The organism is Mycolicibacterium pyrenivorans (assembly GCF_025821625.1).
Lineage (GTDB): Bacteria > Actinomycetota > Actinomycetes > Mycobacteriales > Mycobacteriaceae > Mycobacterium > Mycobacterium pyrenivorans.
On record NZ_JACKSH010000148.1, the window covers coordinates 110,735 to 134,837 of the forward strand.

Annotated in this window: 25 protein-coding genes and 1 pseudogene; 14 read left to right on the forward strand and 12 right to left on the reverse strand. The window is 68.2% G+C overall.

Annotated elements, in window-relative coordinates; translation table 11 throughout:
- Positions 1-43: 43 nt before the first annotated feature.
- Entirely contained in the window at positions 44-1,576 is a 1,533-nt protein-coding gene (glpK, locus tag H7I57_RS17940; protein WP_264025042.1) for a glycerol kinase GlpK, read from the forward strand.
- A gap of 85 nt (positions 1,577-1,661) precedes the next feature.
- A complete protein-coding gene (locus tag H7I57_RS17945; protein WP_264025044.1) occupies positions 1,662-3,266 on the forward strand; it encodes an NCS1 family nucleobase:cation symporter-1 in 1,605 nt (534 codons plus the stop codon).
- 4 nt (positions 3,267-3,270) lie between these two features.
- Here H7I57_RS17945 and H7I57_RS17950 read toward each other — a convergent pair whose 3' ends face one another.
- From H7I57_RS17950 to H7I57_RS17960, 3 genes are all read right to left on the reverse strand, one after another.
- Entirely contained in the window at positions 3,271-3,405 is a 135-nt protein-coding gene (locus H7I57_RS17950) for a hypothetical protein (protein ID WP_264025086.1), read from the reverse strand.
- Between the two features lie 26 nt (positions 3,406-3,431).
- The gene (locus H7I57_RS17955) at positions 3,432-4,172 is read right to left on the reverse strand and encodes a PadR family transcriptional regulator (protein WP_275081369.1); all 741 of its coding nucleotides are present in this window, start codon (positions 4,170-4,172) and stop codon (positions 3,432-3,434) included.
- A gap of 95 nt (positions 4,173-4,267) precedes the next feature.
- Positions 4,268-4,795, reverse strand: a complete 528-nt coding sequence (locus H7I57_RS17960) for a PadR family transcriptional regulator (protein WP_264025045.1) — start codon at positions 4,793-4,795, stop codon at positions 4,268-4,270.
- Between the two features lie 219 nt (positions 4,796-5,014).
- Here H7I57_RS17960 and H7I57_RS17965 point away from each other — a divergent pair, with 219 nt between their 5' ends.
- Entirely contained in the window at positions 5,015-6,376 is a 1,362-nt protein-coding gene (locus H7I57_RS17965) for a carotenoid oxygenase family protein (RefSeq protein ID WP_264025047.1), read from the forward strand.
- 24 nt (positions 6,377-6,400) lie between these two features.
- Here the strand turns inward: H7I57_RS17965 and H7I57_RS17970 are convergent, their stop codons facing one another.
- Positions 6,401-7,285: an RDD family protein gene (locus H7I57_RS17970; RefSeq protein ID WP_264025048.1), complete on the reverse strand. Its 885-nt coding sequence runs from the start codon at positions 7,283-7,285 to the stop codon at positions 6,401-6,403.
- Positions 7,286-7,313: 28 nt separating this feature from the next.
- Between H7I57_RS17970 and H7I57_RS17975 the strand changes: the two genes are divergently transcribed.
- The gene (locus H7I57_RS17975; protein ID WP_264025049.1) at positions 7,314-8,306 is read left to right on the forward strand and encodes a stage II sporulation protein M; all 993 of its coding nucleotides are present in this window, start codon (positions 7,314-7,316) and stop codon (positions 8,304-8,306) included.
- Positions 8,307-8,381: 75 nt separating this feature from the next.
- Here H7I57_RS17975 and H7I57_RS17980 read toward each other — a convergent pair whose 3' ends face one another.
- From H7I57_RS17980 to H7I57_RS18000, 5 genes are read right to left on the reverse strand one after another with little or no spacing between them, the layout of a single operon-like run.
- Positions 8,382-9,800, reverse strand: a complete 1,419-nt coding sequence (locus H7I57_RS17980) for a DUF58 domain-containing protein (RefSeq protein ID WP_264025050.1) — start codon at positions 9,798-9,800, stop codon at positions 8,382-8,384.
- Positions 9,801-9,810: 10 nt separating this feature from the next.
- Positions 9,811-10,731 (reverse strand): AAA family ATPase, encoded by a 921-nt coding sequence (locus H7I57_RS17985; protein ID WP_264025084.1) that lies wholly within the window; start codon positions 10,729-10,731, stop codon positions 9,811-9,813.
- A 53-nt stretch (positions 10,732-10,784) separates the two neighbouring features.
- Positions 10,785-11,936 (reverse strand): DUF4350 domain-containing protein, encoded by a 1,152-nt coding sequence (locus H7I57_RS17990; RefSeq protein WP_264025051.1) that lies wholly within the window; start codon positions 11,934-11,936, stop codon positions 10,785-10,787.
- Positions 11,933-12,583: a DUF4129 domain-containing protein gene (locus H7I57_RS17995; RefSeq protein WP_264025052.1), complete on the reverse strand. Its 651-nt coding sequence runs from the start codon at positions 12,581-12,583 to the stop codon at positions 11,933-11,935. The genes H7I57_RS17990 and H7I57_RS17995 overlap by 4 nt, the downstream gene beginning before the upstream one ends.
- Before the next feature lies 1 nt (position 12,584).
- Positions 12,585-13,799: a glycerophosphodiester phosphodiesterase family protein gene (locus H7I57_RS18000; RefSeq protein WP_264025053.1), complete on the reverse strand. Its 1,215-nt coding sequence runs from the start codon at positions 13,797-13,799 to the stop codon at positions 12,585-12,587.
- Positions 13,800-14,063: 264 nt separating this feature from the next.
- On the opposite strand from H7I57_RS18000, the gene H7I57_RS18005 reads away from it, so the two are divergent.
- The 5 genes from H7I57_RS18005 (at position 14,064) to H7I57_RS18025 (ending at position 17,043) form a co-directional block, all read left to right on the forward strand.
- Positions 14,064-15,050 carry an LLM class F420-dependent oxidoreductase gene (locus tag H7I57_RS18005; protein WP_264025054.1) on the forward strand — a complete coding sequence of 329 codons (987 nt, stop codon included), beginning with the start codon at positions 14,064-14,066 and terminating at the stop codon, positions 15,048-15,050.
- A 10-nt stretch (positions 15,051-15,060) separates the two neighbouring features.
- Positions 15,061-15,201: a hypothetical protein gene (locus H7I57_RS18010; RefSeq protein WP_264025056.1), complete on the forward strand. Its 141-nt coding sequence runs from the start codon at positions 15,061-15,063 to the stop codon at positions 15,199-15,201.
- Between the two features lie 62 nt (positions 15,202-15,263).
- Complete coding sequence (locus tag H7I57_RS18015; RefSeq protein ID WP_264025057.1) at positions 15,264-15,617, forward strand: DMT family transporter; 354 nt, start codon at positions 15,264-15,266, stop codon at positions 15,615-15,617.
- Positions 15,618-15,622: 5 nt separating this feature from the next.
- Positions 15,623-15,943, forward strand: a complete 321-nt coding sequence (locus tag H7I57_RS18020; RefSeq protein ID WP_264025085.1) for a DMT family transporter — start codon at positions 15,623-15,625, stop codon at positions 15,941-15,943.
- A gap of 44 nt (positions 15,944-15,987) precedes the next feature.
- On the forward strand, positions 15,988-17,043 hold the full coding sequence (locus H7I57_RS18025) for a DUF5671 domain-containing protein (protein ID WP_264025058.1): 1,056 nt from the start codon (positions 15,988-15,990) through the stop codon (positions 17,041-17,043).
- Between the two features lie 18 nt (positions 17,044-17,061).
- Here H7I57_RS18025 and H7I57_RS18030 read toward each other — a convergent pair whose 3' ends face one another.
- Complete coding sequence (locus H7I57_RS18030) at positions 17,062-18,039, reverse strand: esterase family protein (protein ID WP_264025059.1); 978 nt, start codon at positions 18,037-18,039, stop codon at positions 17,062-17,064.
- A 228-nt stretch (positions 18,040-18,267) separates the two neighbouring features.
- Between H7I57_RS18030 and H7I57_RS18035 the strand changes: the two genes are divergently transcribed.
- From H7I57_RS18035 to H7I57_RS18055, 5 genes are all read left to right on the forward strand, one after another.
- Entirely contained in the window at positions 18,268-19,491 is a 1,224-nt protein-coding gene (locus H7I57_RS18035) for a L,D-transpeptidase (RefSeq protein ID WP_275081392.1), read from the forward strand.
- Positions 19,492-19,556: 65 nt separating this feature from the next.
- The gene (locus H7I57_RS18040; RefSeq protein WP_264025061.1) at positions 19,557-20,297 is read left to right on the forward strand and encodes a DsbA family protein; all 741 of its coding nucleotides are present in this window, start codon (positions 19,557-19,559) and stop codon (positions 20,295-20,297) included.
- Positions 20,294-21,148: a cytochrome c biogenesis CcdA family protein gene (locus tag H7I57_RS18045; protein ID WP_264025062.1), complete on the forward strand. Its 855-nt coding sequence runs from the start codon at positions 20,294-20,296 to the stop codon at positions 21,146-21,148. Before H7I57_RS18040 ends, H7I57_RS18045 begins: the two co-directional genes overlap by 4 nt.
- A gap of 27 nt (positions 21,149-21,175) precedes the next feature.
- On the forward strand, positions 21,176-21,550 hold the full coding sequence (locus tag H7I57_RS18050) for a BlaI/MecI/CopY family transcriptional regulator (RefSeq protein WP_264025064.1): 375 nt from the start codon (positions 21,176-21,178) through the stop codon (positions 21,548-21,550).
- The gene (locus tag H7I57_RS18055) at positions 21,547-22,479 is read left to right on the forward strand and encodes a M56 family metallopeptidase (protein ID WP_264025065.1); all 933 of its coding nucleotides are present in this window, start codon (positions 21,547-21,549) and stop codon (positions 22,477-22,479) included. Before H7I57_RS18050 ends, H7I57_RS18055 begins: the two co-directional genes overlap by 4 nt.
- Before the next feature lie 20 nt (positions 22,480-22,499).
- Here the strand turns inward: H7I57_RS18055 and H7I57_RS18060 are convergent, their stop codons facing one another.
- Positions 22,500-22,928, reverse strand: a complete 429-nt coding sequence (locus tag H7I57_RS18060; RefSeq protein WP_264025066.1) for a hypothetical protein — start codon at positions 22,926-22,928, stop codon at positions 22,500-22,502.
- A 114-nt stretch (positions 22,929-23,042) separates the two neighbouring features.
- Positions 23,043-23,996: pseudogene (locus H7I57_RS18065) on the reverse strand (IS481 family transposase); the annotation flags it as partial.
- Between the last annotated feature and the right edge of the window lie 107 nt (positions 23,997-24,103).

Genomic DNA, 24,103 nt, shown 5'->3' on the forward strand with positions numbered 1-24,103 from the left:
TGTTGTCCAGAGCTGCTCTACCCACGTGGTCCATCATGGACGAATGGCCGACTTCGTCGCAGCAATCGACCAGGGCACCACGAGCACCCGCGCCATGATCTTCGACCATTCGGGCCGGGAGATCGGCCGCCACCAGCTCGAACACGAACAGATCCTGCCGCGCGCGGGCTGGGTGGAACACAACCCGGTGGAGATCTGGGAGCGCACCGCGTCGGTGCTGATGACGGTGCTCAACTCGACGAAACTGCAAGCCGACGACCTCGCCGCGCTCGGCATCACCAACCAGCGTGAGACCGCGCTGGTGTGGGACAAGCGCACCGGGCGGCCCTACTACAACGCCATCGTGTGGCAGGACACCCGCACCGACCGGATCGCCTCAGCGTTGGACCGCGACGGCCGCGGTGACGTCATCCGCCACAAGGCGGGACTGCCGCCGGCGACGTACTTCTCGGCGGGCAAGGTGCAGTGGATCCTGGAGAACGTCGACGGGCTTCGCGACGCCGCCGAGAAGGGCGACGCGATCTTCGGCACCGCCGACTCGTGGGTGCTGTGGAACCTCACCGGCGGGCCGCGCGGCGGCGTTCACGTCACCGACGTGACGAACGCCAGCCGCACCATGCTGATGGATCTCGAGACCCTGGACTGGGACGACGAGTTGTTGGCACTCTTCGGGATTCCGCGCAGGATGCTGCCGCAGATCAAGTCGTCGTCGTCGCCCGAACCGTACGGGATGACGCTGGCGTCGGGCCCGCTCGGTGGGGAGGTGGCGCTGACGGCGAGCCTCGGGGACCAGCAGGCGGCGATGGTGGGGCAGGTCTGCCTGGCCGCAGGCGAGGCCAAGAACACCTACGGAACCGGAAACTTCCTGCTACTCAACACCGGCGAGAAGATCGTGCGGTCGTCGAACGGGCTGCTGACCACGGTGTGTTACCAGTTCGCGTCCAGAGATGGCAGCCCCGCGAAACCCGTTTACGCACTGGAGGGTTCGATCGCGGTGACGGGGTCGGCCATCCAGTGGCTGCGCGACCAACTCGGCATCATCAGTGGCGCCGCGCAGAGCGAGGCGCTGGCCCGGCAGGTCGACGACAACGGCGGGGTGTACTTCGTGCCCGCGTTCTCCGGCCTCTTCGCGCCGTACTGGCGCTCCGATGCGCGCGGTGCCATCGTCGGCTTGTCGCGGTTCAACACCAACGCCCACGTCGCACGCGCGACGCTGGAGGCCATCTGTTACCAGAGTCGCGATGTCGTCGACGCGATGGAAGCCGACTCCGGTGTGCACCTGGAGGTGCTCAAGGTCGACGGCGGCATCACCGCCAACGATCTGTGCATGCAGATCCAGGCCGACGTGCTTGGTGTGGATGTCGTGAAACCCGTTGTGGCAGAGACGACTGCGCTCGGGGCGGCGTATGCGGCCGGGCTCGCGGTCGGGTTCTGGTCGGACCCCGACGAGTTGCGGGCCAACTGGCACGAGGACAAGCGGTGGACCCCGCAGTGGAGCGAGGAACAGCGCGCCGCCGGTTACGCCGGCTGGCAGAAGGCGGTGCAACGCACGCTGGACTGGGTCGACGTCGACTGACGGGCGGCGATCTCTCGGGTCACCCAAGGGAAACGCGCGGCTCACATCACCGAAACCTCAGCGCCATAGCGTCACAGGAGCATCGGTGCGCCGATCGTGGCGCGCCGGACCCCACGGGCCGTTCCGGTCGGTCCGGGAAAGGATCCTGATGGCCGTCGACCACAGCGGCTCCGCGAGCCACGACCCCACCATCGTCGCGTCGTCGCCGTCGGCGGCGATCGTCGTCGACGGTTTCGAGGCGGCAGCGGCGCACAGTTCACTGCACAACGACGAACTCGCACCGACCGCACCGGCACAACGGAAATGGGGCTGGTTCGAGATCTTCAACGTCTGGACCAACGACGTCCAGAGCCTGGCCGGCTACACGCTGGCCGCGAGCCTGTTCGTCACCGCAGGCATCAACGGTTGGTTCGTCCTCGCCGCGATCGTGCTCTCCGGGGCGCTGGTGATGTTCTTCGTGAACTGGTCGGGTCGACCGAGTGTCAAGTACGGCATCCCCTACCCGGTGGTCGCCCGCGCATCGATGGGGGTGCGAGGGGGGATGTTCCCGGCGACGGTACGCGGCATCGTCGCCATCTTCTGGTACGGCGCCCAGACGTACTTCGCCTCCACCGCAGTCGCGTTGGCGATCAACGCGGTGCTCGGTTCGGCGCCGACGGCCACCTTCCTCGGGATGAACTGGGTCGACTGGGTCTCCTACACCGCGGTGGCCGGTTTCCAGATCTGGCTGTTCGTCCGCGGATTGGACGGGATCGTCAAGTTCCTCAACTTCGCCGGACCCGCCGTCTACGCGGTGATGATTCTGCTGCTGGTCGCGATCTGGTGGCAGGCCGGATCCGGATTGTTGAGCTCGGTCGGCGATCTGTTCGCCGGTGAGAAGCAGGGCACCGCCGCGCTTGCCGCGTTCGTCGGCGTGGTGGGCACCATGATCGCCTACTTCTCGGCGGTGATCATCAACTTCGGCGACTTCGCCCGGTTCACCCGCAGCGATCGGGAGATGAAGCGGGGCAACCTCCTCGGACTACCGGTCAGCCTCACCTTCTTCACGCTGTTGTCGCTGTTCATCACCGCGGGCGCCTACATCGTGTTCCAGGGCGGTCAGGGTGATCCGATGACCAACCCCGCCGACATCGTCGGTGCCGTCGGCAACGTCTGGCTGAGCATTCTCGCCGCGGTCACCTTCTTCATCGCAACCGTCGGCATCAACCTGGTGGCGAACTTCATCCCACCGGTCTATGACATCGTAAACCTGAAGCCGGAGAAGCTGAACTTCCGCATCGCCGGGTTCATCACCGCGGCTTTGGGTTTCGTCATCGGGGCGCTGTGGGTGTCGATGATCGGCAACGCCGGCCTGCCGAAGTTCGTCGACACCCTCGGCGCCGTGCTGGCCCCGCTGTACGGCATCATGATCGCCGACTACTTCCTGTTGCGGCGCCAACAGCTCAAGCTCCAGGATCTCTACTCGGTCGACCCGGCAGGAACCTACTACTTCACCAAGGGCTGGAATGTCCGGGCGCTGTGGGCGTTCGCGGTGTCAGGCGTGTTCGCGGTGTCCGCGGTCTGGGTGCCCGCGCTACACGCGTTGTCCGGCTTCGCGTGGGTTTTCGGCGCGGCGCTGGGCGCCGCGCTGCACTGGGTGGTGATGCGCGGGCAACCGCTCGAGGCGCCGAAACCATCGGTTGCCGCCTGAGTTCTCAAGCCTCCCTGGGTTCTGAGGCGTCCAGTTCGGCCTTCGTGTCGGCGTCGAGTTCGATACCGGCGACCGCGGTGTTCTCCTCCAGGTGTGCCACCGACGAGGTGCCGGGGATCAACAGCACGTTGGGCGCCACCGCGTTGCATGGCGCCGAACTCGCTGTCAGTCCTCGCCGAGGACGTGGTAGATCTCGCGACGGGCGTTGTTGACGATGTCGACGATGCGCTGCTGCTGCTCGCTGTTCGCCGCGTGCGCGGACTGAGCGACCGCACCCATCAGCTGGCCGACGGCGGTGCGCAGCCCCATCGCTGCGGGATCGGCACCTTCGGTGATCTCGTCCCAGGGTGCGGTCTCGATCTTCTCGGCGGCGGCGCGGCCGTCGTCGGTCAATTCGAAGAGCTTCTTGCTGCCCTCGGATTCGGTCGCGACGATCAGGCCTTCGTCGACGAGCAACTGTAGCGTCGGATAGACCGAGCCGGGGCTCGGCTTCCACAGCTGCTGGCTGCGTTCGTCGATCTCCTGGATCATCTCGTAGCCGTGCATCGGCCGGTCGGTGAGCAGCTTGAGGATCGCGGCGCGCACGTCACCGCGCCTGCCGCGTCCGCCGCCGCGGGGTCCGCCGCGCCTGCCGCCTCGGCCACCGGGGCCGAACCCGAAGCCGGCTCCGAACTTGCCGCCACCGGGGCCGAAGCCACCGGGGCCGAAGCCGCCGAAGCCGGGACCGCCGAAGCCGGCCTCACCGCGGTGCTCGCGAAGGTGGTCGCGGAATTCGCGCCGGGTCTGCCTGCGCCGTTCGTGCAGCGTCCGGCGGTCTTCGGGGCCGAAGCCGGCCCCGAAACCGAAGCCGCGCCCCTCGAACGGGCTGTCACCGGAGGGGAAAGGGGGATTGATGTGGGTGTTCATGTTCGTGTCCTTTGGTTCGAGAGGAAGCACGAAATGCGCTTCCGATACGTTGACGATATATCGGAAACTATCGCGATGCAACGCGTACCGGGGAACTATTTTCGGCCGCGGTCGTCGATCGACTTCACCAACCAGCGCGCCCACTGCTCCTCCATGGCGGTGTCCCGCAGGCCGAACTCCAGCGCCGCGTGGCCGTAGAAGTCGGCGTCGGTGTCACCCCAGTTGATCGAATCACGCAGGCTTTCAAGGCGTTTCAGCTCGGAACCGGCGCGTTCTGCGAAAGCCGTGGCGTACCTGCGGGCGTCTTCGGCGGGCAGCTCGCCGAGCAGGAAGACGCGAAGCACGTCCGGCCGGCGCATCGGCGGATCCTCGGCGGAGTCCCCGATCCAGCGGACGAGCTCGGCGCGGCCGGTCTCGGTGACGCGGTACTCCTTGCGGCCGCGCGGCCCGATGTCGGCGACCTCGATGAGACCGGCATCGGCGAGCTTGTTCAGCTCACCGTAGAGCTGGCTCTGCGTCGCGGGCCACACGTTGGCCATCGACTTCTCGAAGCGTTTGATCAGGTCGTATCCGCTGCCGGGATGCTGGGCGAGCAGGCCGAGCGCGGCGAATCGAAGGCTCATGGCGGCATAGTACGGCCCCGATATTCCAGGATTGGAGTATCGGGGCCGTATCCGGCGTCTCGATCAGGCCACGGGCTCGGCTTCGACGGCCGCCGACTCCCGAAGCGGGGTCACCTTCCACGCCCCTCGCGGGCTCCACTCGAGTGCGCGACACTCCACTATTGACATGTCAATACTGAGGTGTCATGGTGGGGAAGTTCCCCACAGGAGGTCCAGCCCATGACCGATACCGCCTCAGACAAGACCGACACCTCAGCGCTGTTCGGCACCGGTGACTTCTTCCGCCGTGGCAACTATGCGCCCGTCACCGACGAACTGACCGAGTTCGCGTTGCCGGTGGAAGGTGCGATCCCCGCCGAGGTGACCGGTTGGTACCTGCGCAACGGGCCGAACCCGCGTGAGGCGACGGGGCACTGGTTCACCGGGGACGGCATGATCCACGGTGTCCGCATCGAGGGCGGCCGCGCCGCGTGGTACCGCAACCGCTGGGTGCGCACCGACAGCTTCGAGAAGCCGTTCCCGCTCTACAACTCCGACGGCACCCGCAACCTCCGGGCCAGCGTGGCCAACACCCACATCGTCAACCACGCGGGAAAGACACTCGCGCTGGTCGAATCCTCTCTGCCGTACGAGATCACCAATGACCTCGAGACGGTGGGCGCCTACGACTTCGACGGCAGACTGGCCAACTCGATGACCGCGCACCCCAAGATCTGCCCGACGACCGGTGAGATGCATTTCTTCGGGTACGGCAACATCTTCGCCCCGCACGTCACCTACCACCGCGCGGACGCCGACGGCCAGTTGGTGGTCAACCGGCCGCTGGAGGTCAAGGCGCTGACGATGATGCACGACTTCGCGCTGACACCGAACTACGTCGTGTTCATGGACCTGCCCATCGTCTTCAACCTCGAGGTCGCGATGAGCGGCAGCGGCGATATGCCCTACCGCTGGGACGACTCCTACGGAGCCCGGCTGGGTCTGCTGCGCCGCGACGACCCCCACGGCGAGGTGCGATGGCTGGAGATCGACCCGTGCTACGTCTTCCACGTCGCCAACGCCTACGAGACGACGTCTGCCGACGGCGACGCGCTGGTGCTGCACGCCGTCCGCTATCCCGAATTATGGCGGCAGGACGGTGGATTCGACGCCGACGGGGTGATGTGGACATGGACGGTGGACCTGCGGCGCGGCACCGTCACCGAACGTCAGCTCGACGACCGGGTCGTCGAGTTCCCGAGGATCGACGACCGGCTCGCGACCCTGCCTGCCCGCTACACGGTGTCCGTCGGAGAGGGCAACCTCGTCCGCCACGACCTCGTCACCGGTGAGGCCGCCGAGCACCGATTCGACGGCACCGGCGGCCCCGGCGGGCCTGGTGAAGCGGTGTTCGTCCCGTCGACCTCCGGGCCGGCCGACGAGAGCAGCGGGTGGTATCTGGGCTACGTCTACGATCCCGCTCGCGACGGCAGCGACCTGGTGATCATCGACGCGTCCGACTTCACCGGCCCGCCCGTTGCCAGAATCAAGCTACCGCAGCGTGTTCCGTACGGATTTCACGGAAACTGGATCGCCGGCTGAGGACCGTCAGCACAGCGCGCGGAATCAGGAGGGCGGGGTGAAGGCCCCGGGCTCGCTCGGTGACGACGGCGCCGGCGGCGACGGTGTCCGCGGCAGCGGCGGATACATGTTTCGGGAATCCGCGTCCGCAAAGGTGGGCCACGCCGGTTGGGGGGCCGGTGCCTGCATCCGCCCGAGTTCCCTGCGGTGCCGCTCGGCGAGGACCGCGGCGAGGATCAGCGGCGCGGGCGTGCCCGGCGGTGGCGGCGGCGAGATCCGCGTGACGATGTCGACCGTGATCCGATGCGCCATCTGATCCCGCATCTCGGGATTCAATTGCGGTGCTCGGGAAAGGAACTGGCGGGCGAGCTCGGCCTGCTCGGAGCCGAGGCCGGAAAGCTGCAACGACGACGCCCACCACGCGAGCTGCGGGGGCATCGGCGGCGGTGGCGACATTCGCGGCGCGCGTTCGCTGATCACCACGGTGCCTGCGAAGATGTCGCCGATGCGCTTGCCCTTCGGTGAGAGCAGGCTGCAGATCACCGCGGGACCACCGGTGAGCATCCAGATCTCGATGACTCCGGCCAGTGCGCGAAACAGTGCCTGACGGAACCGTTCCGGTCCGCCGTCGTCGGACACGACGCGTAAACCCATCGCCATCTTGCCCAGCGTTCGGCCGCGAGTGGCGGTCTCGAAGATCAACGGGTAGCCCACCAGCGCCAGCACCGTGAAGATGATCAGCACCGCCGCCGACAACGCCGAATCGAACTGCGACAGCGTCGCCGCCCACAGCACGACACCGATGACGTAGCAGATGAACACCACAGTGACGTCGATCAACGCCGACAGTGCGCGCACCGGTACCTGGGCGATCTGGACGTCGAGGATCACCGCGTCCCCTGTCACCACGGGCTCTTGCGGACCGGCCATGCTTTCCAACGCTACTAGGATCGCCGATGTGGATGTCGACGCGTTCGTGCTGACGCATCGCCCGACGTGGGATCGTCTCGACCGGCTGGTGAAGAAACGGCGGCACCTGACCGGCGCCGAGGTCGACGAACTCGTCGACCTGTACCAGCGGGTGTCGACCCATTTGTCGATGGTGCGGTCCGCCTCCTCGGACGCGGTCCTCGTCGGCAAGCTGTCGGGGCTGGTGGCGCGGGCGCGCTCGGTCATCACCGGGGCGCATGCACCGCTGTGGAGCGAGTTCGTCCGCTTCTGGACCGTGTCGTTTCCGGTCGTCGCCTACCGGTCGTGGCGGTGGTGGCTCGGATCGGCGGCCGGCTTCTTCTTCGTCGCGACGCTGATCGCCGTCTGGATCGCCAAGGACCCGGAAGTCCAGGCGGCGTTCGGAACGCCCGGTGAGATCGAGCAGCTGGTCAACAATGACTTCGCCTCCTACTACAGCGAGCATCCGGCGGGGTCGTTCGCGCTGTCGGTGTGGGTGAACAACGCCTGGGTCGCGGCGCAGTGCATCGGGTTCTCGATCCTGCTCGGAATCCCGATCCCGTACGTGCTGTTCCAGAACGCGGCCAACCTCGGGGTGAACGCCGGGTTGATGTTCGACGCGGGCAAGGGCGACATCTTCCTTGGCCTGATCACACCGCACGGGTTGATCGAGTTGACCGCGGTGTTCCTGGCGGCCGGGGCCGGGATGCGACTCGGCTGGTCGGTGATCTCGCCGGGCAACCGGCCGCGCGGCCAGGTGCTGGCCGAGCAGGGCAGAGCGGTGATCGCGGTCGCCGTCGGGTTGGTCGCGGTGCTCGCGGTCGCCGGCCTGATCGAGGGGTTCGTCACGCCGTCGCCGCTGCCGACGTTCGCACGGATCGCGATCGGCGTCGCGGCCGAGATCGCCTTCCTCGGATACGTCTTCCACTTCGGCCGCAGGGCCGTACGCGCCGGGGAGACCGGCGATATCGACAATGCGCCCGACCTGGTGCCAACCGGCTGAGTTCTTCTTCCGCGAACGTGCATTCCAGGTAGCCGACAGCGCGTCGCCGCTACCCTGGCTGCACGCTCGCGAGGGTTACAGGCGGCCGGTGGCCTTCATCGCCAGGTAGTGGTCGGCCAGCGCCGGCGCCAGTTCCTCCGGCGGGGCGTCGACGACGTCGACACCGCAGCGCCGAAGGCGGGAGGCGACGTCGCGGCGTTCGTTGCGGGCGCGTTCGGCGGCGGCGGCGTCGTACACCGCGACGGCGTCGGCCCGGCCGGCGGCCAGCGTGTCGACCCGCGGATCGGCCACCGCGGCCAGCAGCACGTGGTGCTTGGCGGACAGCTGGGGCAACACGGTGAGCAGGCCCTCGTCGATCGCGGAGGCGTTCAGGTCGGTGAGCAGCACCACCAGCGCGCGTCGCCGCGCCCGCCGCTGGATCGCGGACACCAGCGCCCGCGGGTCCGACTCGATCAGCGCGGGCTCCAGCGGCGCCATGGCGTTGACCAGGTGGGCCAGCAGTTCGGTGCGCGAGGCGTTGAACACCCCGGCCCGCGTGACGCGGTCGTGAGCGAGGAAGTCGACGTGGTCACCCGCCCGCGCAGCCAGGGCCGCAAGCAGCAGGGCGGCGTCCATCGACCAGTCCAGTCGTGGCCAGCCTGTGCCGGGGTCGGCTTCCGCCGGCGGAGCCGGCAATCTGGCTTCCGCCGGCGGAGCCGGCAATCTGGCTTCCGCCGGCGGAGCCGGCAATCTGGCTTCCGCCGGCGCTCCGGTCGGGTCGACACCCACCCGGCCTGCCGACGTGCGGCCCGTGTCCAGGACGATGACCACCCGCCGGTCCCGCTCGGGCCGCCAGGTTCGCACCACCACGTCGGCGCGTCTCGCGGTCGCCCGCCAGTCGATGGAGCGGACGTCGTCGCCGTCGACGTACTCACGCAGCGAGTCGAACTCGGTGCCCTGGCCGCGGATCAGCACGGGCGTCATGCCCTCGAGTTCGCGCAGCCGGGCCAGCCGTGACGGCAGGTGCTTTCGCGAGAGGAACGGCGGCAGGATCCGGATCTGCCACGGCACCCGGTGCGAGGCCTGCCGTCCGGCAAGGCCAAGCGGCCCAACGGATCTGGCGGTGACCAACGCCGAGGTCTGATCCCCGCGGCGCACCGGACGCAACTGCGTCTCGACTGCGATCCGTTGGCCGGCGGCGATATTCACCCGATGCAGCCGCGGCTCGGCGCGCGCGCTGGGAGCCCACGCGTCACGGATCACGCCACGGAACCGGGACCGGCCACCGTTGTCGACCGTCAACGCCGCGGCCACCGGCTGGCCCAGCCGTGCAGAGGTCTGTCCACCGCGGCTCAGCCGCAAAGCCCGCGGGCTGCCCGCGAGCACGACATCGACCGCCACCGCGACGGCGAGCAGGGCCGCCAGCACCGCGAAGGCCAGCGCGGGCCGGGCGGCGAACGCGATCGGAAGCGCACACAGGAGTGCGATCAGACCGGTGCGTCCGGTGAGAATCATTGCCCGGCGACTATCGGGGCACCGGCACCGCGGCCAGGATGCCTTCGATCACCCCGTCGGCGGTCGCCCCTTCGAGCTCGGCCTCGGGCCGCAGCGCGACCCGGTGCCGCAGCGTGGGCCGTGCCATCGCCTTGACGTCGTCCGGGGTGACGTAACTACGACCCGAGAGCCAGGCCCATGACCTCGACGTGGCCAGCAGTGCCGTCGCGCCGCGCGGGGACACCCCGAGCTGCAGCGACGGCGAATGCCTTGTCGCACCGACGATGTCGACGATGTAACCGAGCACCTCGTCGCCGACGAGCACCTGTCGCACCGCTTCCCGCGCGGCTGCCAGCTCCGCAGGTCCGGCGACCGGCTTCACCGCCGAGAGGTCCCTCGGGTCGAACCCGTGCGCATGACGGCTGAGGATCGCGATCTCCTGATCGCGCGGCGGCAGCGGAACGTTGAGCTTCACCAGGAACCGGTCCAGTTGCGCCTCGGGAAGCTGGTAGGTGCCCTCGTACTCGATCGGGTTCTGGGTGGCGGCGACGATGAACGGGTCGGGCAGCGCGCGGGGCTCGCCGTCGACGCTGACCTGTCGCTCCTCCATCGCCTCCAGCAGGGCAGCCTGCGTCTTGGGCGGTGTGCGGTTGATCTCGTCGGCCAGCAGCAGGTTGGTGAACACCGGACCCGCACGGAACTCGAACTCCGCGGTCCGCGCGTCGTACACCAGCGAGCCGGTGACGTCGCCCGGCATCAGGTCGGGGGTGAACTGAACCCGCTTGAACTCGAGCTGAAGGGCCGCGGCGAGGGTGCGCACCAACAGGGTCTTCGCGACGCCGGGCACACCCTCCAGCAGCACGTGGCCGCGACACAACAGCGCGATCACGAGACCGCTCACCACGGCGTCCTGGCCGACGACGACCTTGCCGATCTCAGCGCGCAGAGCCATCAGCGCGTTGCGGGCGGCGTCGGTCGAGACGCCGGACTGGGTGGTGGGTTGTGTCACGACTGTGCGACCAGCCTTTCCATGTCGTCGAGTTCGCGGGCGAGGTTCACCAGGTCGGTGTCGGTTGCCGGGGGCTGTCCGTAGAGCGTATGGGTGACCGCCGTCGGATCGAGGCCGGACCGGGCAGCGACGGCGTGGGCGACGGCGGCTGTTTCCGCCGCTGCGGTCAGGCCGAGGCGCGGCAGCAGGCGTTGCAGCGTGGACGTCCGCAGCGCCTCGGCGGCGCGGTCCCTCGCCCGGCGCGACCGGTACAACCGGCCACGCCCCTCGACGGTCTCCGATGCCCGCACCACCACGGGGAGCCGCTCGGCCACCAGGGGGCCGACTCGGCGACCTTTCCACAGGGCCAGCAGCGCCACGGCCAGCACCAGCTGCCACACCAGCCAGGTCACCTGGGTGGGGATGAGGTCGGTGATCGTCGCGCCGCCGCCGGATTCGGCGCCCTCGCTGCGCTGAGGTGCATACCAGACCACCCGCGGCTGGGTGCCCGCGAGATTCATCGCAAGCGCGGCGTTGCCCTCATCGAGCAGCCCCTGGTTCATCATGAAGTACGCGCTGCCCACGACCGTGACCGTGCGGCCGTCGCCGGAGTACCGCACCAGGGTGCCGTCGTAACAGCGGGTCACCGGTGTCGCCCCAGCGGCCTCATAGGCGTCCGCGGCGCCGAGCTGCACCGTGCCCGCCCGGGTGGCCTCCCGGAGATCGCAATCCGGTGACAGGCCACCGAAACTCGTCGATTCCCCGCGACGAACCGCGGGCGCGAGCTTCTCGCGGGTGGCGCTGACCGGCTCGACCAGCAGCCGGTCGCCGGGCAGCTCGGCCAGGCGGCCCAGAAGCTCGTCGCCGTACAGGTGGAATGTCTGCGCCATCACCAGCAGGGTGCCGGGCCGAGCTTCGCGCTCCACGACGTCGGCGGTGTCGGCCTCGATGACCGTCACGCCGTGATCGCGCAACAGCGCGACCAGCGCCCGGGCGCCCTCGGGTGACGTCGAGTCGGCAGCCATCCTGCCGCCGGGCCGCGGCGCCGTCAGGTAAACGCTCGCTGCGGCGACCGCGACGATGATGACGAGAGCGACCAGCACCCAACGTAATCCGCGCAAACGCTGAACCATGGTCGCACCCACGACGGTCGAGGTGGTGTCCGTCATCGCACCTCGGTCCATGCCTGATGTGGCGCCGCCTGCGTTTCGCCGGAGCCCACCGCGACGGGGCTGTCCAGCCGGTCGTCCAGCGCGGCGATCATCCGGTACTGCGATTCCAGTCCGGGGCGCTCACCGTAGGTGACGTCGTTGAAAGCCTCTGCTGCTGCGGCGAGTTCGTCGGCAACGCTCGGCAGCTTGCGTGCCGCGGCGCGGGCCAGCTCGGTCGCGGTTCGTCCCGGGACCGGGTCCAGCGTCCCGTTCTCCTCCAGCCGTCGCGCGACGGCTCGCAGCCGGTGGCGGATGGCCGGAGCCCAATCCCCGGACGCCGCATACTGTTCGGCGGTTGCGCGGTGCTCGGCTGCGCTGAGCTCGCGCCCGCCGAACAGGGCAGGTGAATCGCCGCGACTGGTCCGCATGGCGCGTCGAGCGATGCGGACGGCGACGACGACGCCGACGGCGAGCAGGATCAGCAGTACCGTCACGGTGAACCAGCCGCCAGGCAGTTCGGCGCCTTTGGCCACCAGCCGGTACAGCAGTTCCTCGATCCAGGCGTAGATCTGGTCGGTCAGTGACGGCTTGGGATAGGCGGGCTTGGCGAGCTCACGCTGGGCTGCCTCGTGAGCTGCGTCGCGGTCGATGTCGATTGTGGGCATGTCAGCTCTGGCGTGTCAGCCAGAGATCATCGGTGGAGTCCGCCGGTGCTGCGGGTCCACCGGCGGCGCCGGTCCGCAGGACGAGGTCGAACGCCTCCGACCTGATCCGCCGATCGGTGTACTGCAGCACGATCACGCCCGCACTGAACGGCCCGGTGACGATCTGTCCGAAGGCGCCGCCGACCGCGAACAGGACCATCGCGACCAGCGCCGCCGTGGTGGACGCCGAGGCGGAGAGCGCGAACTGGCCGCCGAAGCTGAACGGGATCGCGACCGCACCCGCGACCAGATTCGCTACAAGCGCCGCGAGCAGCCGGATTCCCAGCACCCGCCAGAAATCACCTTTGATCAGGGCGAACGACCGCTTGATCGACGAGATGATGTCGCGGCGCTCCAGCACGATCACCACCGGGACGAATGTCAGCATGGTGCCCAGGTACACCAACGCCGCGATCAGCGCGAGCACCAGTGGGGCGCCGACGAGGAATGCGATCAGTCCGTCGGCTGCCACCGCGATGACCACGATGATCAGCACGACCACCCCGACCAGCACGAGGGCGCCGACCGTCTGCAGCACACCGAACCCGATCAGCGCCCACAACCTCGGCCGGAACCGTCGCCAGGCTTCCCCGATCGTGATGCCGGCACCGAACACCGCGCGCCCGACGACCACCGTCAGCAGGCCGCTGAGCAGGATCGCCGACAGGAAGGTCGAGACGGCCCCGGTGACACTCGAGGCCGCCCAGCTCATCACCATCTCGGCGGTGGGCTCGTCGCTGTCCATGGCCTGGGCGATCTGGCCGGTGAACGCGAGCGGCAACAGGGACAGCGCCAGCGTCAGGAGCTGAGCCGCGACCACCACGATCGTCGTAAGACCCAATGTGGCTTTGGGATTCGCCCTGATGTAGGCAACCGCCCCGTTGAACATATCGGACAGGCCGAGGGGACGAAGCGCGACGACGCCGGGTTTGAACGCCGGAGGTGGGGGGCCGTAGCCCGGCGGCGGACCATAACCCGGTGGGGGGCCGTAGCCCGGTGGCGGGTAACCGGCGGGCGGGCCGTACCCCGGAGGCGGGTAGCCGGGAGGTGGCCCGTATCCCGGTGCGCCGTACCCGGCGGGCGGGTAGCCCGGGTATCCGGGCGGGGGATAGCCGATCGGCCCACCGCCAGGGGGCGGCGTCCCCGCCGGACTGGAACCGCCGGCGTCAGAGGTCATGCCCACCATCCTGTCGATCACCGGAGCAATTGACAACGTCAGTCACTCCAGCCGCACGCCTCGCGGTGGTCAGGCCGGGACGCGCCGCCAGGGGTCGTCGAACGCGATCGAATCGAAGAACGCGGGCTCGACGCTACCGAGTCCTCCTGGTGGCGATCCGGCTATAGCTGCTGGTGAGGACGGTATCCCGTCGGAATCGTCGGGACCAGACCTTGCCGGGGCAGTCCCCGTTTCGCAGCCGGTCGCCCGGGTATCCCGGGGACCATGACACGTTTCGGCTATACCTTGATGACCGAGCAGAGCGGACCGAAAGACCTTGTCCGTTATGCGATTTCGGCAGAACATGCGGGTTTCGACTTCGAAGTCTCCAGCGATCACTACTTTCCGTGGCTGTCCGCGCAGGGGCACGCCCCGTATGCCTGGACGGTCCTCGGCGCGGTGGCGCACGCCACCGAGCGCGTCGAGCTGATGACCTACGTCACCTGCCCGACGATCCGCTACCACCCGGCCGTCGTCGCGCAGAAGGCCGCCACGCTGCAGATCCTGGCCGACGGGCGGTTCACGCTCGGCCTCGGCAGTGGTGAGAACCTCAACGAACACGTCGTCGGCGCGGGATGGCCGACGATCGCGCGGCGCCACGACATGCTCAAGGAGGCGATCCAGATCATCCGGGAGTTGCACACCGGGGACATGGTCGACTGGAAGGGCGAGTACTTCGAGGTCGACTCGGCCCGGATCTGGGACGTGCCCGAGGTTCCGGTGGCCATCGCCGCGGCGGTGTCCGGTGGCCGCTCGGTCGAGGAGTTCGCCCCGCTGGCCGATCACCTGATCGCGGTGCAACCCGACAAGGATCTCGTCGACTCCTGGCACGACACCCGCCGGGGGACCGGGCTGCCCGGCGACGTGCGGGTGATCGGTCAGATCCCGATCTGCTGGGATCCTGATCGTGACGCCGCCGTCGACCGCGCCCACGATCAGTTCCGGTGGTTCGCCGGCGGCTGGGCGGTGAACTCGGATCTGCCGACGACCGCCGGTTTCGACGGTGCGACGCAGTTCGTGCGCCACGAGGATGTGGCCGAGGCGATCCCGTGCGGTCCCGACCTGGATGCGATCGTCGAGGCGGTGCGCGAGTATTGGGAGGCCGGCTTCACCGATATAGCGTTGGTCCAGGTCGGCGGCGACAGCCAGGAGGCGTTCCTCGACAACGCGGCCGGTCCACTGCTCGAAAAACTCCGAAGTGCTTCGCGGTGAAGGGAATTCGATGACCACAGGTAAAGGGATCTACGACGACGACGAGAATTCGGCGGCCTCCCGCAACTCGAGGTCGGACAAGAAGGATGCCGACGAGCACCCCAAGGAGACTCCCGACGTCGACAAGAGCGCAGGCGAGCCGACGGCCTGATCCGCGCTGCGCCTATCCTCTGCTGAGCGCGCAGAGTCGACGGTCGCGCCGAGAGGAATGCCGTGACCCTGCTCTACCTGGCCGTCGCGATCCTCTGCGAGGTGGCGGCGACGCTGTCGCTCAAAGGTTCCGCAACCGTGCCCGCCCTCTACGTCGTGGTCGTCCTCGGCTACCTTGGCGGGTTCGTCTTCCTGACCGTCGTCCTCAAGCGGGGGATGGGACTCGGCGTGGCATACGGCATCTGGGGGGCCGCTGGCGTCGCCCTCACCGCAGGCCTGTCGACGCTGCTCTTCGGTGAGGCGTTCACCGCGGTGATGGCCGTCGGCCTGGCCTGCGTCATCGCCGGAGTCCTGCTCGTCGAAACCGGCTCGCGCGCTGCGCACACGGACGCCGGCGCGCCTTCGGACGGTGCGTGACGGGCATGCACTATCTGCTGCTGGTCGGCGCGATCGTCACCGAGGTCATCGCCACGCTGTCGCTTCGGGTGGCCGCGAACGGCCGTGCCCGGTTCTATGCCGTGGTGCTCGTCGGCTACGTGCTGGCCTTCACGATGCTGCTGGGCTCGCTGCGCCACGGGATGCCGCTGGGCGTCGCCTACGGGATCTGGGCCGCCGCGGGGGTCGCGCTCACCGCGGTGGCGTCACGGTTCCTGTTCGGCGAACCGCTGACCCGCCGAATGCTCGCCGGAATGGGGTTCATCGTCCTCGGCGTCCTGCTCATCGAGATCGGCGCCGGCTACTAGACCGGATATGCTCTTCCTCGGCAACAGGATTCGAGGCCCACCCGATGGCTGCACGGCTGGACGAGCTCACCCGCTTCGTGCGCGAGGCCCTTCAACGCGGCATACCGCGCCCGGAGATCGAGCAAGCGCTGCACGACGCCGGCTGGCGGCCCGAGCAGGTGGCGAAGGCCCTCGCGAGCTACGCCGAGATCCCCTTTTCCGTTCCGGTGCCCCGGCCGGTACCGCACGTCTCGGCAGGGGAGGCATTCCGCTATCTCGTGCTGTTCACCGCGCTCGGCATCACCGCCTTCTCGGTGGTGGGGCTCTTCTTCACCCTCATCGATTACCTGTTCTACGATCCGGCCGCGGTACCGGTCGACCCCGACACCTGGGTGCCCGGCGCGCTGTGGTCGGTGGCGCGCATCATCATCGCCTTCCCGGTCTTCCTCGTCGCCTCGTGGCTGGTCTCTCGTTCGCTGAATCGCGATCCGGCCGAGCGCGGTTCGGCGATCCGCCGCTGGTTCACCTATCTCGCGATGTTCGTGGCGGTGGCCGTCATCATCGGCGACTTCGTGACGCTCGTCGCCTATGTGCTCGCGGGCGGTACGACTGCGCGGTTCCTGCTCAAGGTGTTGGTGGTGGCGATCGTTGCCGGGTTGATCCTCGGCTACTACCTGTGGGACCTGCGCGACGCGGACCGCGGCCGGCGGCCCGTCCCGGCCCTGGTTCTCGCCATCGCGGTGCTGGCCTGCGTCGCGGCGGTGGGATCGGGGCTATGGCTGATGGGGCCGCCGTCGGAGCAGGCAGCGCGGCGTATCGACGACCGGCGGGTCGAGGACCTGCGGTCGCTCGCCGGCGGCGTCGACCGCTACTACGAGCAGAACGCCGCTTTGCCGGAGAGTCTCGGCGCCTTGGATGCGGCGCTGCCGACGCCACTTCCGCTCGACGACCCATCGACACACATGCCTTACCGCTACTCAGCGGGCGCCGGCAGGACGTTCGAGCTGTGCGCCGATTTCGCTCACACCTCGGGCGAGCGCCTGCCGAGCGATTCCATCTGGACCCACGGCGCAGGCCCGCAGTGCTTCACGCTGACGGCGGGAGACACACGGAGGCGCTAGTGCGCATGGCGGTGTCGGTCACTGTTGCGAGACTCCGAGCGCGCGCTGGATATCGGGCTTCATCATGTCCAATTGCTGCGCCCAGTACCCCCAACTGTGGGTACCGCGGTCGGGGAAGTTGAAGACGCCGTTGCGACCGCCTTCTGCCAGATACGTCTGCTGGAAGGTCTTGTTCGTCCGAAGTGTGAAGCCCTCCAAGAACTTTGCGGGCAGGTCGTCTCCTTCGGGGGCTCCGGTGCCGAGATCGGCCGGCTTGCCGTTCCCCGCGAAGATCCATATTCGGGTGTTGTTGGCGATCAGCTCCCCGATGTTGACCATCGGGTCGTTGCGCCGCCAGGCGGGGTCCGACGACGGTCCCCACATGTCCTCGGCGCGATAGCCGCCGGCGTCCTTCATCGATACCCCGACCAGGGTGGGCCACCATCCCTCCGACAGATTCAGAAAGCCCGAAAGCGAGGCCGCATAAGGGAACTGCTGCGGATGATGGATCGCCAGGGTCAACGCCGCCGAACCGGCCATGGACAGGCCCACCGCAGCGCCTCCGGTGGGTTTGACCTGTTTCTCCGCGGCGAGATATGCCGGCAGTTCGCGGGTCAAGAACGTTTCCCATTTGTAGGTGCTGCACCCGGTGCTGCCGCATGCCGGCCGATACCAGTCGGAGTAGAAGCTGGACTGTCCGCCGACCGGCATCACGACAGACAAGCCGGACTGGTGATACATCGCGAAAGCGTTGGTCTCGATATCCCAGCCGTTGAAATCGTCTCTCGCGCGCAGGCCGTCGAGCAGGTACACCGCTGGAGAGTCGGAACCGCCGCTCTGGAACTGCACCTTGATGTCGCGACCCATCGCGGGCGACGGCACCAACAGATATTCCACCGGCAGCCCTGGGCGGGAGAACGCGTGCGCGGGGGCTGACGGAACGACGACCGCGGCTGCGATCGATACGAGTGCACCGCAGACAGCGGCCGTTACTCGTTGGAACTGCCTTGTGAACATGAGTACAGGTATTCCTCTCGACGCAATGCCAGTGGTCTCGGTGGATGGGCGGTGCCCAGGTAGTGCGTAACCGCCGGACGGTTCCCGGAGTCAGCGCCACAGTAGCGCACCTACGTAGCTACGCCGTAGATACGTACGGAACGATACCGTAGGGGTGGCCGCCGGGGTTCGTCCCGGTGGTATCGACTAACGACCGAGGGGTTGTCCGTGACATCGGTACGACGACGCATGTCCGCGCGCGGCGTGACGGCCGCAGCTTTTCTCGCTCTGATCTGCGGTTCCGTCCTGAGTTTGGACGGTGCAGACCCCAACGACGCAGTCGGCTCCCCGGAGCCCGCGAGCGCGGTCACCGCGCCCGAACGGGTAGTGATCACTCCGGCGGCGGGAACCCTGGATGTCCAGCCGGTCGGGGCGGTGGAGGTGTCGGCCGTCAGTGGACGCCTCGGCCGCGTCTCGCTGGTCAACGAGGCCGGGCGATCGGTGCCCGGCGAGATGTCACCGGACGGCTCGACGTGGCGTCCGGCGGTCCCACTGGGATACGGGCGCACGTACACGCTCGAGGCGGTGAGCCGGGGCGCCGACGGGCCGCCGGCGCGCAAGGTCTCGACGTTCACGACGGTGGCACCGCAGTCGCAGGCGAGCGTCACACTGACGTCGACGTCAGGGGCGAATCTGCGTGAGGGTGCGACCTACGGTGTCGGTATCGTCGTGGTCGCCGATTTCGACCGACCGATCCCGGACCGCGCGGCCGCCGAGCGTGCCCTCGCCGTCACGACCGAACCCCGTGTCGACGGCTCCTGGTACTGGGTCGACGAGCGCACCGCGCACTGGCGTCCGCAGCTCTATCACGCCCCGGGCACCTCGATCTCGGTGGCGGCGAACATCTACGGCCTCCCGCTCGGGGACGGTGTCTACGGCGCCGCGGACCGTGCGGTGACCTTCCGCATCGGCGATGCGCACATCGCCATCGCCGACGACCGCACCAAGCAGATCCAGGTGTTCGACAACGGCGAGCTGGTGCGCACGATGCCGACCTCGATGGGGAAGGGCGGCACGCAGACGATCGGCGGCGCCACCCTCGCGTTCTGGACCCAGCGCGGCGTCTACACCGTGCTGGACAAGTCGGAGTCGCTCGTCATGGACTCCTCCACCTACGGGTTACCGGTGGACAGTGGTGGTTACCGGCTGACCGTCGACTACGCGGTTCGATTGAGCCACAACGGAATCTATCTCCACCAGCTCGACAGCACCGTCTGGGCGCAGGGCAACACCAACGTCTCGCACGGCTGCCTGAACCTCAACGCCGACCACGCGCGCTGGTTCTACGACTTCGCGCAGCCGGGTGACGTCGTCGAGGTGCGTAACACCGGTGGAGACCCGCTACCGCTGGGTTTGAACGGCGACTGGGGTGTGCCGTGGGACGAGTGGCTGCGGGGAAGCGCACTGGGGTGAGGGCGTGGTATCAATACCTACGTACCTACGCCGTAGGTACGTAAACATGGAGGTGGAGGTGACCCGTGGCTGACTCCCGTTGGGCCAATGTCGGTAGGGACGTGCTCGTGATCGGCGGCCTCGTCGTCATCGCGATCGCGCTGATCCTGTTCCTGGTGACGAAGCCGAACGACGACACCGGCGCAGCCGGCCCGTCGGCGCCCGTCGCCCAGATCGTCGAACCCACGGGTTCGCCCGAGACGGGCGGCACGTCGGCGCTGTCGATGGAGCGGCGCCTGGCCGACGACCCGCTGACCTTGGGTGACCCAGCCGCGCCGGTGGCGATGGTGATGTTCGCCGACTACCGCTGCCCGTTCTGCGCGAAGTTCAGCCGTGACACCGAACCGGAGATGGTGGAGCGCTTCGTCGATGAGGGCATCCTGCGCATCGAATGGCGCGATCTGCCGATCTTCGGTGACCAGTCGATGCAGGCGGCCCGCGCCGGCCGGGCCGCCGCGGCGCAGGGCAGGTTCTGGGAGTTCAACCGCGCGGTGTTCGCGGCCGCGCCGGAGCGTGGTCACAGCGATCTCACCGACGAGGCATTGATCGGATTCGCGCGACAGGCGGGCGTACCCGACCTCGACCGGTTCGCCACGCAGATGCGCGGCAACGACTTCGACGCCGCGATCAACGCCGACGTCGAGCAGGCCGGCAGTATCGGGGTGCCCAGCACCCCGGCGTTCGTCATCAACGGTGTGCCGATGCTGGGAGCCCAGCCGACCGAGGTGTTCGTCGCGGCGGTCAACGAGGCCGCGGACCGCGCGTGACCGGCGCCGGATTGGCGGGAGCCTTGCTGGGCGGCCTCGCATCACTGCTCAGCCCGTGTTCGGCGCTGTTGTTGCCGTCGTTCTTCGCCTACGCCTTCGACCGCCTCGGGCTGCTGATCCGGCGCACGCTCGCGTTCTGGGCAGGGCTGTGCCTGGTGCTGGTGCCGCTGGGGGCGGGCGTCGGCGCGGTGGGTGACGCTCTCACCCGCTACCGCAGTGAGGTCACCGTGATCGGCGGCGTCGTCGTGATCGGATTCGGCCTCATGACCCTGCTCGGCAAGGGGTTCGGGTCTTCGGCCGCGCAGCGCCTCACCGGGCGGATCACGATCTCGACCACGCTTTCTGTGGTCGTGCTCGGGGCGGTGTACGGCCTGGCGGGGTTCTGTGCCGGGCCGCTGCTGGGCGGAGTGCTGACCATGTCGGCGATGGGCGCCGATCCGCTGTACGGAGGACTCCTCATGGGGGTCTACGCGCTCGGCATGGCGGCGCCGCTGTTCGGTCTGGCGTTCCTCTGGGATCGCTACGACCTGGGCCGCAAGGGCTGGCTGCGGGGCCGGCCCGTGCAGGTTGGTCCACTGCACACCCACACGACCTCGCTGGTGACGGGGACAGTACTCATCTTGATCGGCGCGCTGTTCGTGCTCACCGACGGCACCGCGGCCCTCAACGGTGTGCTCGGGGTCGACGAGCAGTACGACCTGCAGATCTGGTTGAGCCGGGTGGCGGCCGGAGTCAGCGATCCGGGGGTGGCACTGGCCGTCGTCGCTGGGCTGATCGTCTGGCGGTCTACTATCGTGCTACGTAGGCGGACACGGCCACGGATGCCGGAGCGAGAGAGCACTTCGAGCTGAGTGGGGCAAACGAATGGTGGCACACGAATGGCGTTGAGACAGTTCGGCGATCTAGAGGCCGTCGTGATGGACGTGCTGTGGTCGGCCACCGAACCGCTGACCGTTCGCCACGTTCACGGCGACATCAGCAAGACCCGGCACATCGCGTACACGACGGTCATGTCGACGATGGACAACCTGTTCCGCAAGGGTTGGCTGCTGCGCGACAAGGTCGGGCTGGCCTACCAGTACCGCCCGACCATGAGCCGCGAGGAGCACTCGGCGAACCTGATGCGCACCGTGTTCGAATCCGGAGGGGACGGCGAGTTGATCCTCAACTTCTTCCTCGAGCAGCTCGGCGACGACGAATCGGGCAGGCTGCGGGAAGCGTTCCAGCGGCTGTCCACCGGAGAGAACGCATGAACGCGGTGACGTTCCTGCTGACCTATGCGGTGGCGTTGAGCTGGCTGGCGCCGGTTGTGCTCACCAGCCCGGCCGCTGCGGCGCGACGTCCCCAGCTCGTCGTCACCGGCTGGCTGGTCGCGGTCGGCACGGCCCTGGCCGCCTGGATCGGGGCGGTGGTGGTCCTGGTTGTCGGAGCGGTGCACGCCGTGGTGACGAGATCCGCGTTGACGTTCTGTGTCGAAACACTGGGGCTCACCGAGGCCTTCCACCTGCCGTCGTCGGTGGCCACGGTCGTGGTTGTGGCATTGCTGGTCGCGACCACTGCGGTCGCACTGCACACCGGGCACCGGTTGGTCGGTTCGCTGCTGCGTACCCGCCGCCGCAACCGGGAGCACACGGACGCCGTAAAGATCATCGGACGCCCCACCGATCATCGCGGCGTCGTGGCGATCGGCGCCGAGCAGCCCGCGGCATACTGCGTCTCCGGCGGTGGGAGCAGAGCCATCGTGGTCACCACCGCAGCGCTGCGGCTGCTCGATCCGGCCGGTCTGAGCGCCGTGTTATCCCACGAGCGGGCGCACATGCGCGGTAGGCACCACCACATCATCGCCACCGTGAATGCGTTGTCGGCGGCGCTGCCGCGACTGCCGCTGATGCGCACCGCAGCGCAATCCCTCCCGGCGCTGCTGGAGATGTGCGCCGACGACGCAGCGGCCGCGCGGCACGGCCGTGAGCCGCTGCTGAGAAGTCTGTTTCTGCTCAGTACCGGACGTTCGCTTCCCGAGGGTGCGCTGGCCGCAGCAGGTACTGCCGTCCTGGACCGGATGTTGCGGCTGGCTCAGCCTCCTGCCGCGTCGCGTCGGTGGTCTCGCGAACTCGTGGCTGCTTTCGTCATCGCGGGCACCTGTCTCACACCCGCCGTCGCACTGACGTTCTGCACTCTCTGAGATCGGTGGGCACCGCGGGCTCAGGGGGTCTGGCCGCGGCTCGTCGCCTCGCATCCGCCTGGGCCACACGGGCGTTGCCGCCACCGCCACAGCACCAGGCCTGCCATCAGCGCGACCGAGCCTGCCGCCAGGACCGGCTGCACGGGGGCCCACAGCTCGAGCGCGCCAGTGGTGCCCACCGCTGCGAGCACCAGCTTGTTGCAGACCGGACACCCGATGGCGAACGTCGCCAGAGTCGCGCCGCCCAGCGCAGGACCCGGGCCGCGGTTCACCGCACCGATACCCACATACAGCGCGACAAGAAGGCCGATCGCGCCGAGCACCGGGATCTCCCACCAGCGGACGGGCACCTCACGACTGAACCAGGGCGTGTCGATGACGTCGGTCGGGACCGCCATCACCACGACGGTCAGCAGCCCCATCGCCACCGCTTTCGGGTAGCTGAGCACGCTAGGTGTTCTTCACGGGCAGGTTGTGAACACGTAGGCGTTCGATGGGTGTTTTTCCGCCGATGCCGGTGTGGGGTCGGTGATGATTGTAGTGATGCAGGTGTTCTTCACGGGCAGGTTGTGAACACGTAGGCGTTCGATGGGTGTTTTTCCGCCGATGCCGGTGTGGGGTCGGTGATGATTGTAGTGATGCAGCCAGTCCTGGTAGGTCGCGGCGCGGTCTGCCTCGGACCGGTAGGTCTGCGCGTAGGCCCATTCAGCGGCCAGGGTGCGGTTGAACCGCTCGACTTTCCCGTTGGTTTGGGGCCGGTATGGCCGGGTCCTCTTGTGGCTGATGTCAGCACCTAGTGTCTGCGCGAAAAGCTTTGACCGGTAACAGGATCCATTATCAGTCAGCACCCGCTTGACGGTGATGCCGTGCTCGACGAAGAACGTCTTGGCGCACTCCCAAAACGCGGCGGCGGTCTCTTTGCGTTCATCGCCGAGGATCTCCGAATAGGCCAGCCGGGAGTGGTCATCGACGGCATGATGCAGGAACGAGTACCCCATGCCGGCGCGGTTGCGCCGACCCGCTTGGCGGCCCAGCTTGCGGTGCCCGCCCCCGTCGGGAATGCGGCCCAGTTTCTTGATGTCGAGATGGACCAAATCACCGGGAGCGGAGTGTTCGTAGCGACGGGGCTTGGGCCGGCGCACCGGTAACCCGCTGTTTTGGTCCAGATGCCTGAGCAGCGGCATCTGGTAGCGACGCAGCACGGCCTCCACCGTGGAGCGGGCCAGCCGCAGATGCGCGGCGATGCGGTGGGCTCCCCAGCGGCGGGTGAACCGTACCTTGATGATCCGGCGTTCTCGGCGCTGCGCCAGTCGGCGCGGGCTGCGGTGCGGGCGGCTGGATCGGTCCACCATCGCTGCTGGACCACCGGTGCGGTAGCGATCGGCCCATTTCTTGGCCGTGGCCGGCGAGCATTGGAACCGTTCAGCAGCCCGGCGCAGGGTCCACCCGTCGTCGACAACGGCCGACGCGAGCCGCAACCGGCCTCGCGGAGTCAAACAGGCATTAGCGTGGGACATGAGGACCTCTCGGTGATCGATGTGCGTTGTGGTAACCCACACCGATACCGGAGGTCCTCACCTACATTCTGCTAGCCACGCCGTTCACAACCTGTCTGGGAGTTACA

What these genes read in the sequence shown, in the direction of transcription:
- glpK (WP_264025042.1), top strand. Translation starts at nt 44, where the DNA reads ATGGCCGACTTCGTCGCAGCAATCGACCAGGGCACCACGAGCACCCGC.
- H7I57_RS17955 (WP_275081369.1), bottom strand. Translation starts at nt 4,172, where the DNA reads ATGAACACCCACATCAATCCCCCTTTCCCCTCCGGTGACAGCCCGTTC.
- H7I57_RS17960 (WP_264025045.1), bottom strand. Translation starts at nt 4,795, where the DNA reads ATGAGCCTTCGATTCGCCGCGCTCGGCCTGCTCGCCCAGCATCCCGGC.
- H7I57_RS17965 (WP_264025047.1), top strand. Translation starts at nt 5,015, where the DNA reads ATGACCGATACCGCCTCAGACAAGACCGACACCTCAGCGCTGTTCGGC.
- H7I57_RS17970 (WP_264025048.1), bottom strand. Translation starts at nt 7,285, where the DNA reads ATGGCCGGTCCGCAAGAGCCCGTGGTGACAGGGGACGCGGTGATCCTC.
- H7I57_RS17980 (WP_264025050.1), bottom strand. Translation starts at nt 9,800, where the DNA reads ATGATTCTCACCGGACGCACCGGTCTGATCGCACTCCTGTGTGCGCTT.
- H7I57_RS17985 (WP_264025084.1), bottom strand. Translation starts at nt 10,731, where the DNA reads ATGGCTCTGCGCGCTGAGATCGGCAAGGTCGTCGTCGGCCAGGACGCC.
- H7I57_RS17990 (WP_264025051.1), bottom strand. Translation starts at nt 11,936, where the DNA reads ATGACGGACACCACCTCGACCGTCGTGGGTGCGACCATGGTTCAGCGT.
- H7I57_RS17995 (WP_264025052.1), bottom strand. Translation starts at nt 12,583, where the DNA reads ATGCCCACAATCGACATCGACCGCGACGCAGCTCACGAGGCAGCCCAG.
- H7I57_RS18000 (WP_264025053.1), bottom strand. Translation starts at nt 13,799, where the DNA reads ATGACCTCTGACGCCGGCGGTTCCAGTCCGGCGGGGACGCCGCCCCCT.
- H7I57_RS18005 (WP_264025054.1), top strand. Translation starts at nt 14,064, where the DNA reads ATGACACGTTTCGGCTATACCTTGATGACCGAGCAGAGCGGACCGAAA.
- H7I57_RS18010 (WP_264025056.1), top strand. Translation starts at nt 15,061, where the DNA reads ATGACCACAGGTAAAGGGATCTACGACGACGACGAGAATTCGGCGGCC.
- H7I57_RS18020 (WP_264025085.1), top strand. Translation starts at nt 15,623, where the DNA reads ATGCACTATCTGCTGCTGGTCGGCGCGATCGTCACCGAGGTCATCGCC.
- H7I57_RS18025 (WP_264025058.1), top strand. Translation starts at nt 15,988, where the DNA reads ATGGCTGCACGGCTGGACGAGCTCACCCGCTTCGTGCGCGAGGCCCTT.
- H7I57_RS18030 (WP_264025059.1), bottom strand. Translation starts at nt 18,039, where the DNA reads ATGTTCACAAGGCAGTTCCAACGAGTAACGGCCGCTGTCTGCGGTGCA.
- H7I57_RS18035 (WP_275081392.1), top strand. Translation starts at nt 18,268, where the DNA reads ATGTCCGCGCGCGGCGTGACGGCCGCAGCTTTTCTCGCTCTGATCTGC.
- H7I57_RS18050 (WP_264025064.1), top strand. Translation starts at nt 21,176, where the DNA reads ATGGCGTTGAGACAGTTCGGCGATCTAGAGGCCGTCGTGATGGACGTG.
- H7I57_RS18055 (WP_264025065.1), top strand. Translation starts at nt 21,547, where the DNA reads ATGAACGCGGTGACGTTCCTGCTGACCTATGCGGTGGCGTTGAGCTGG.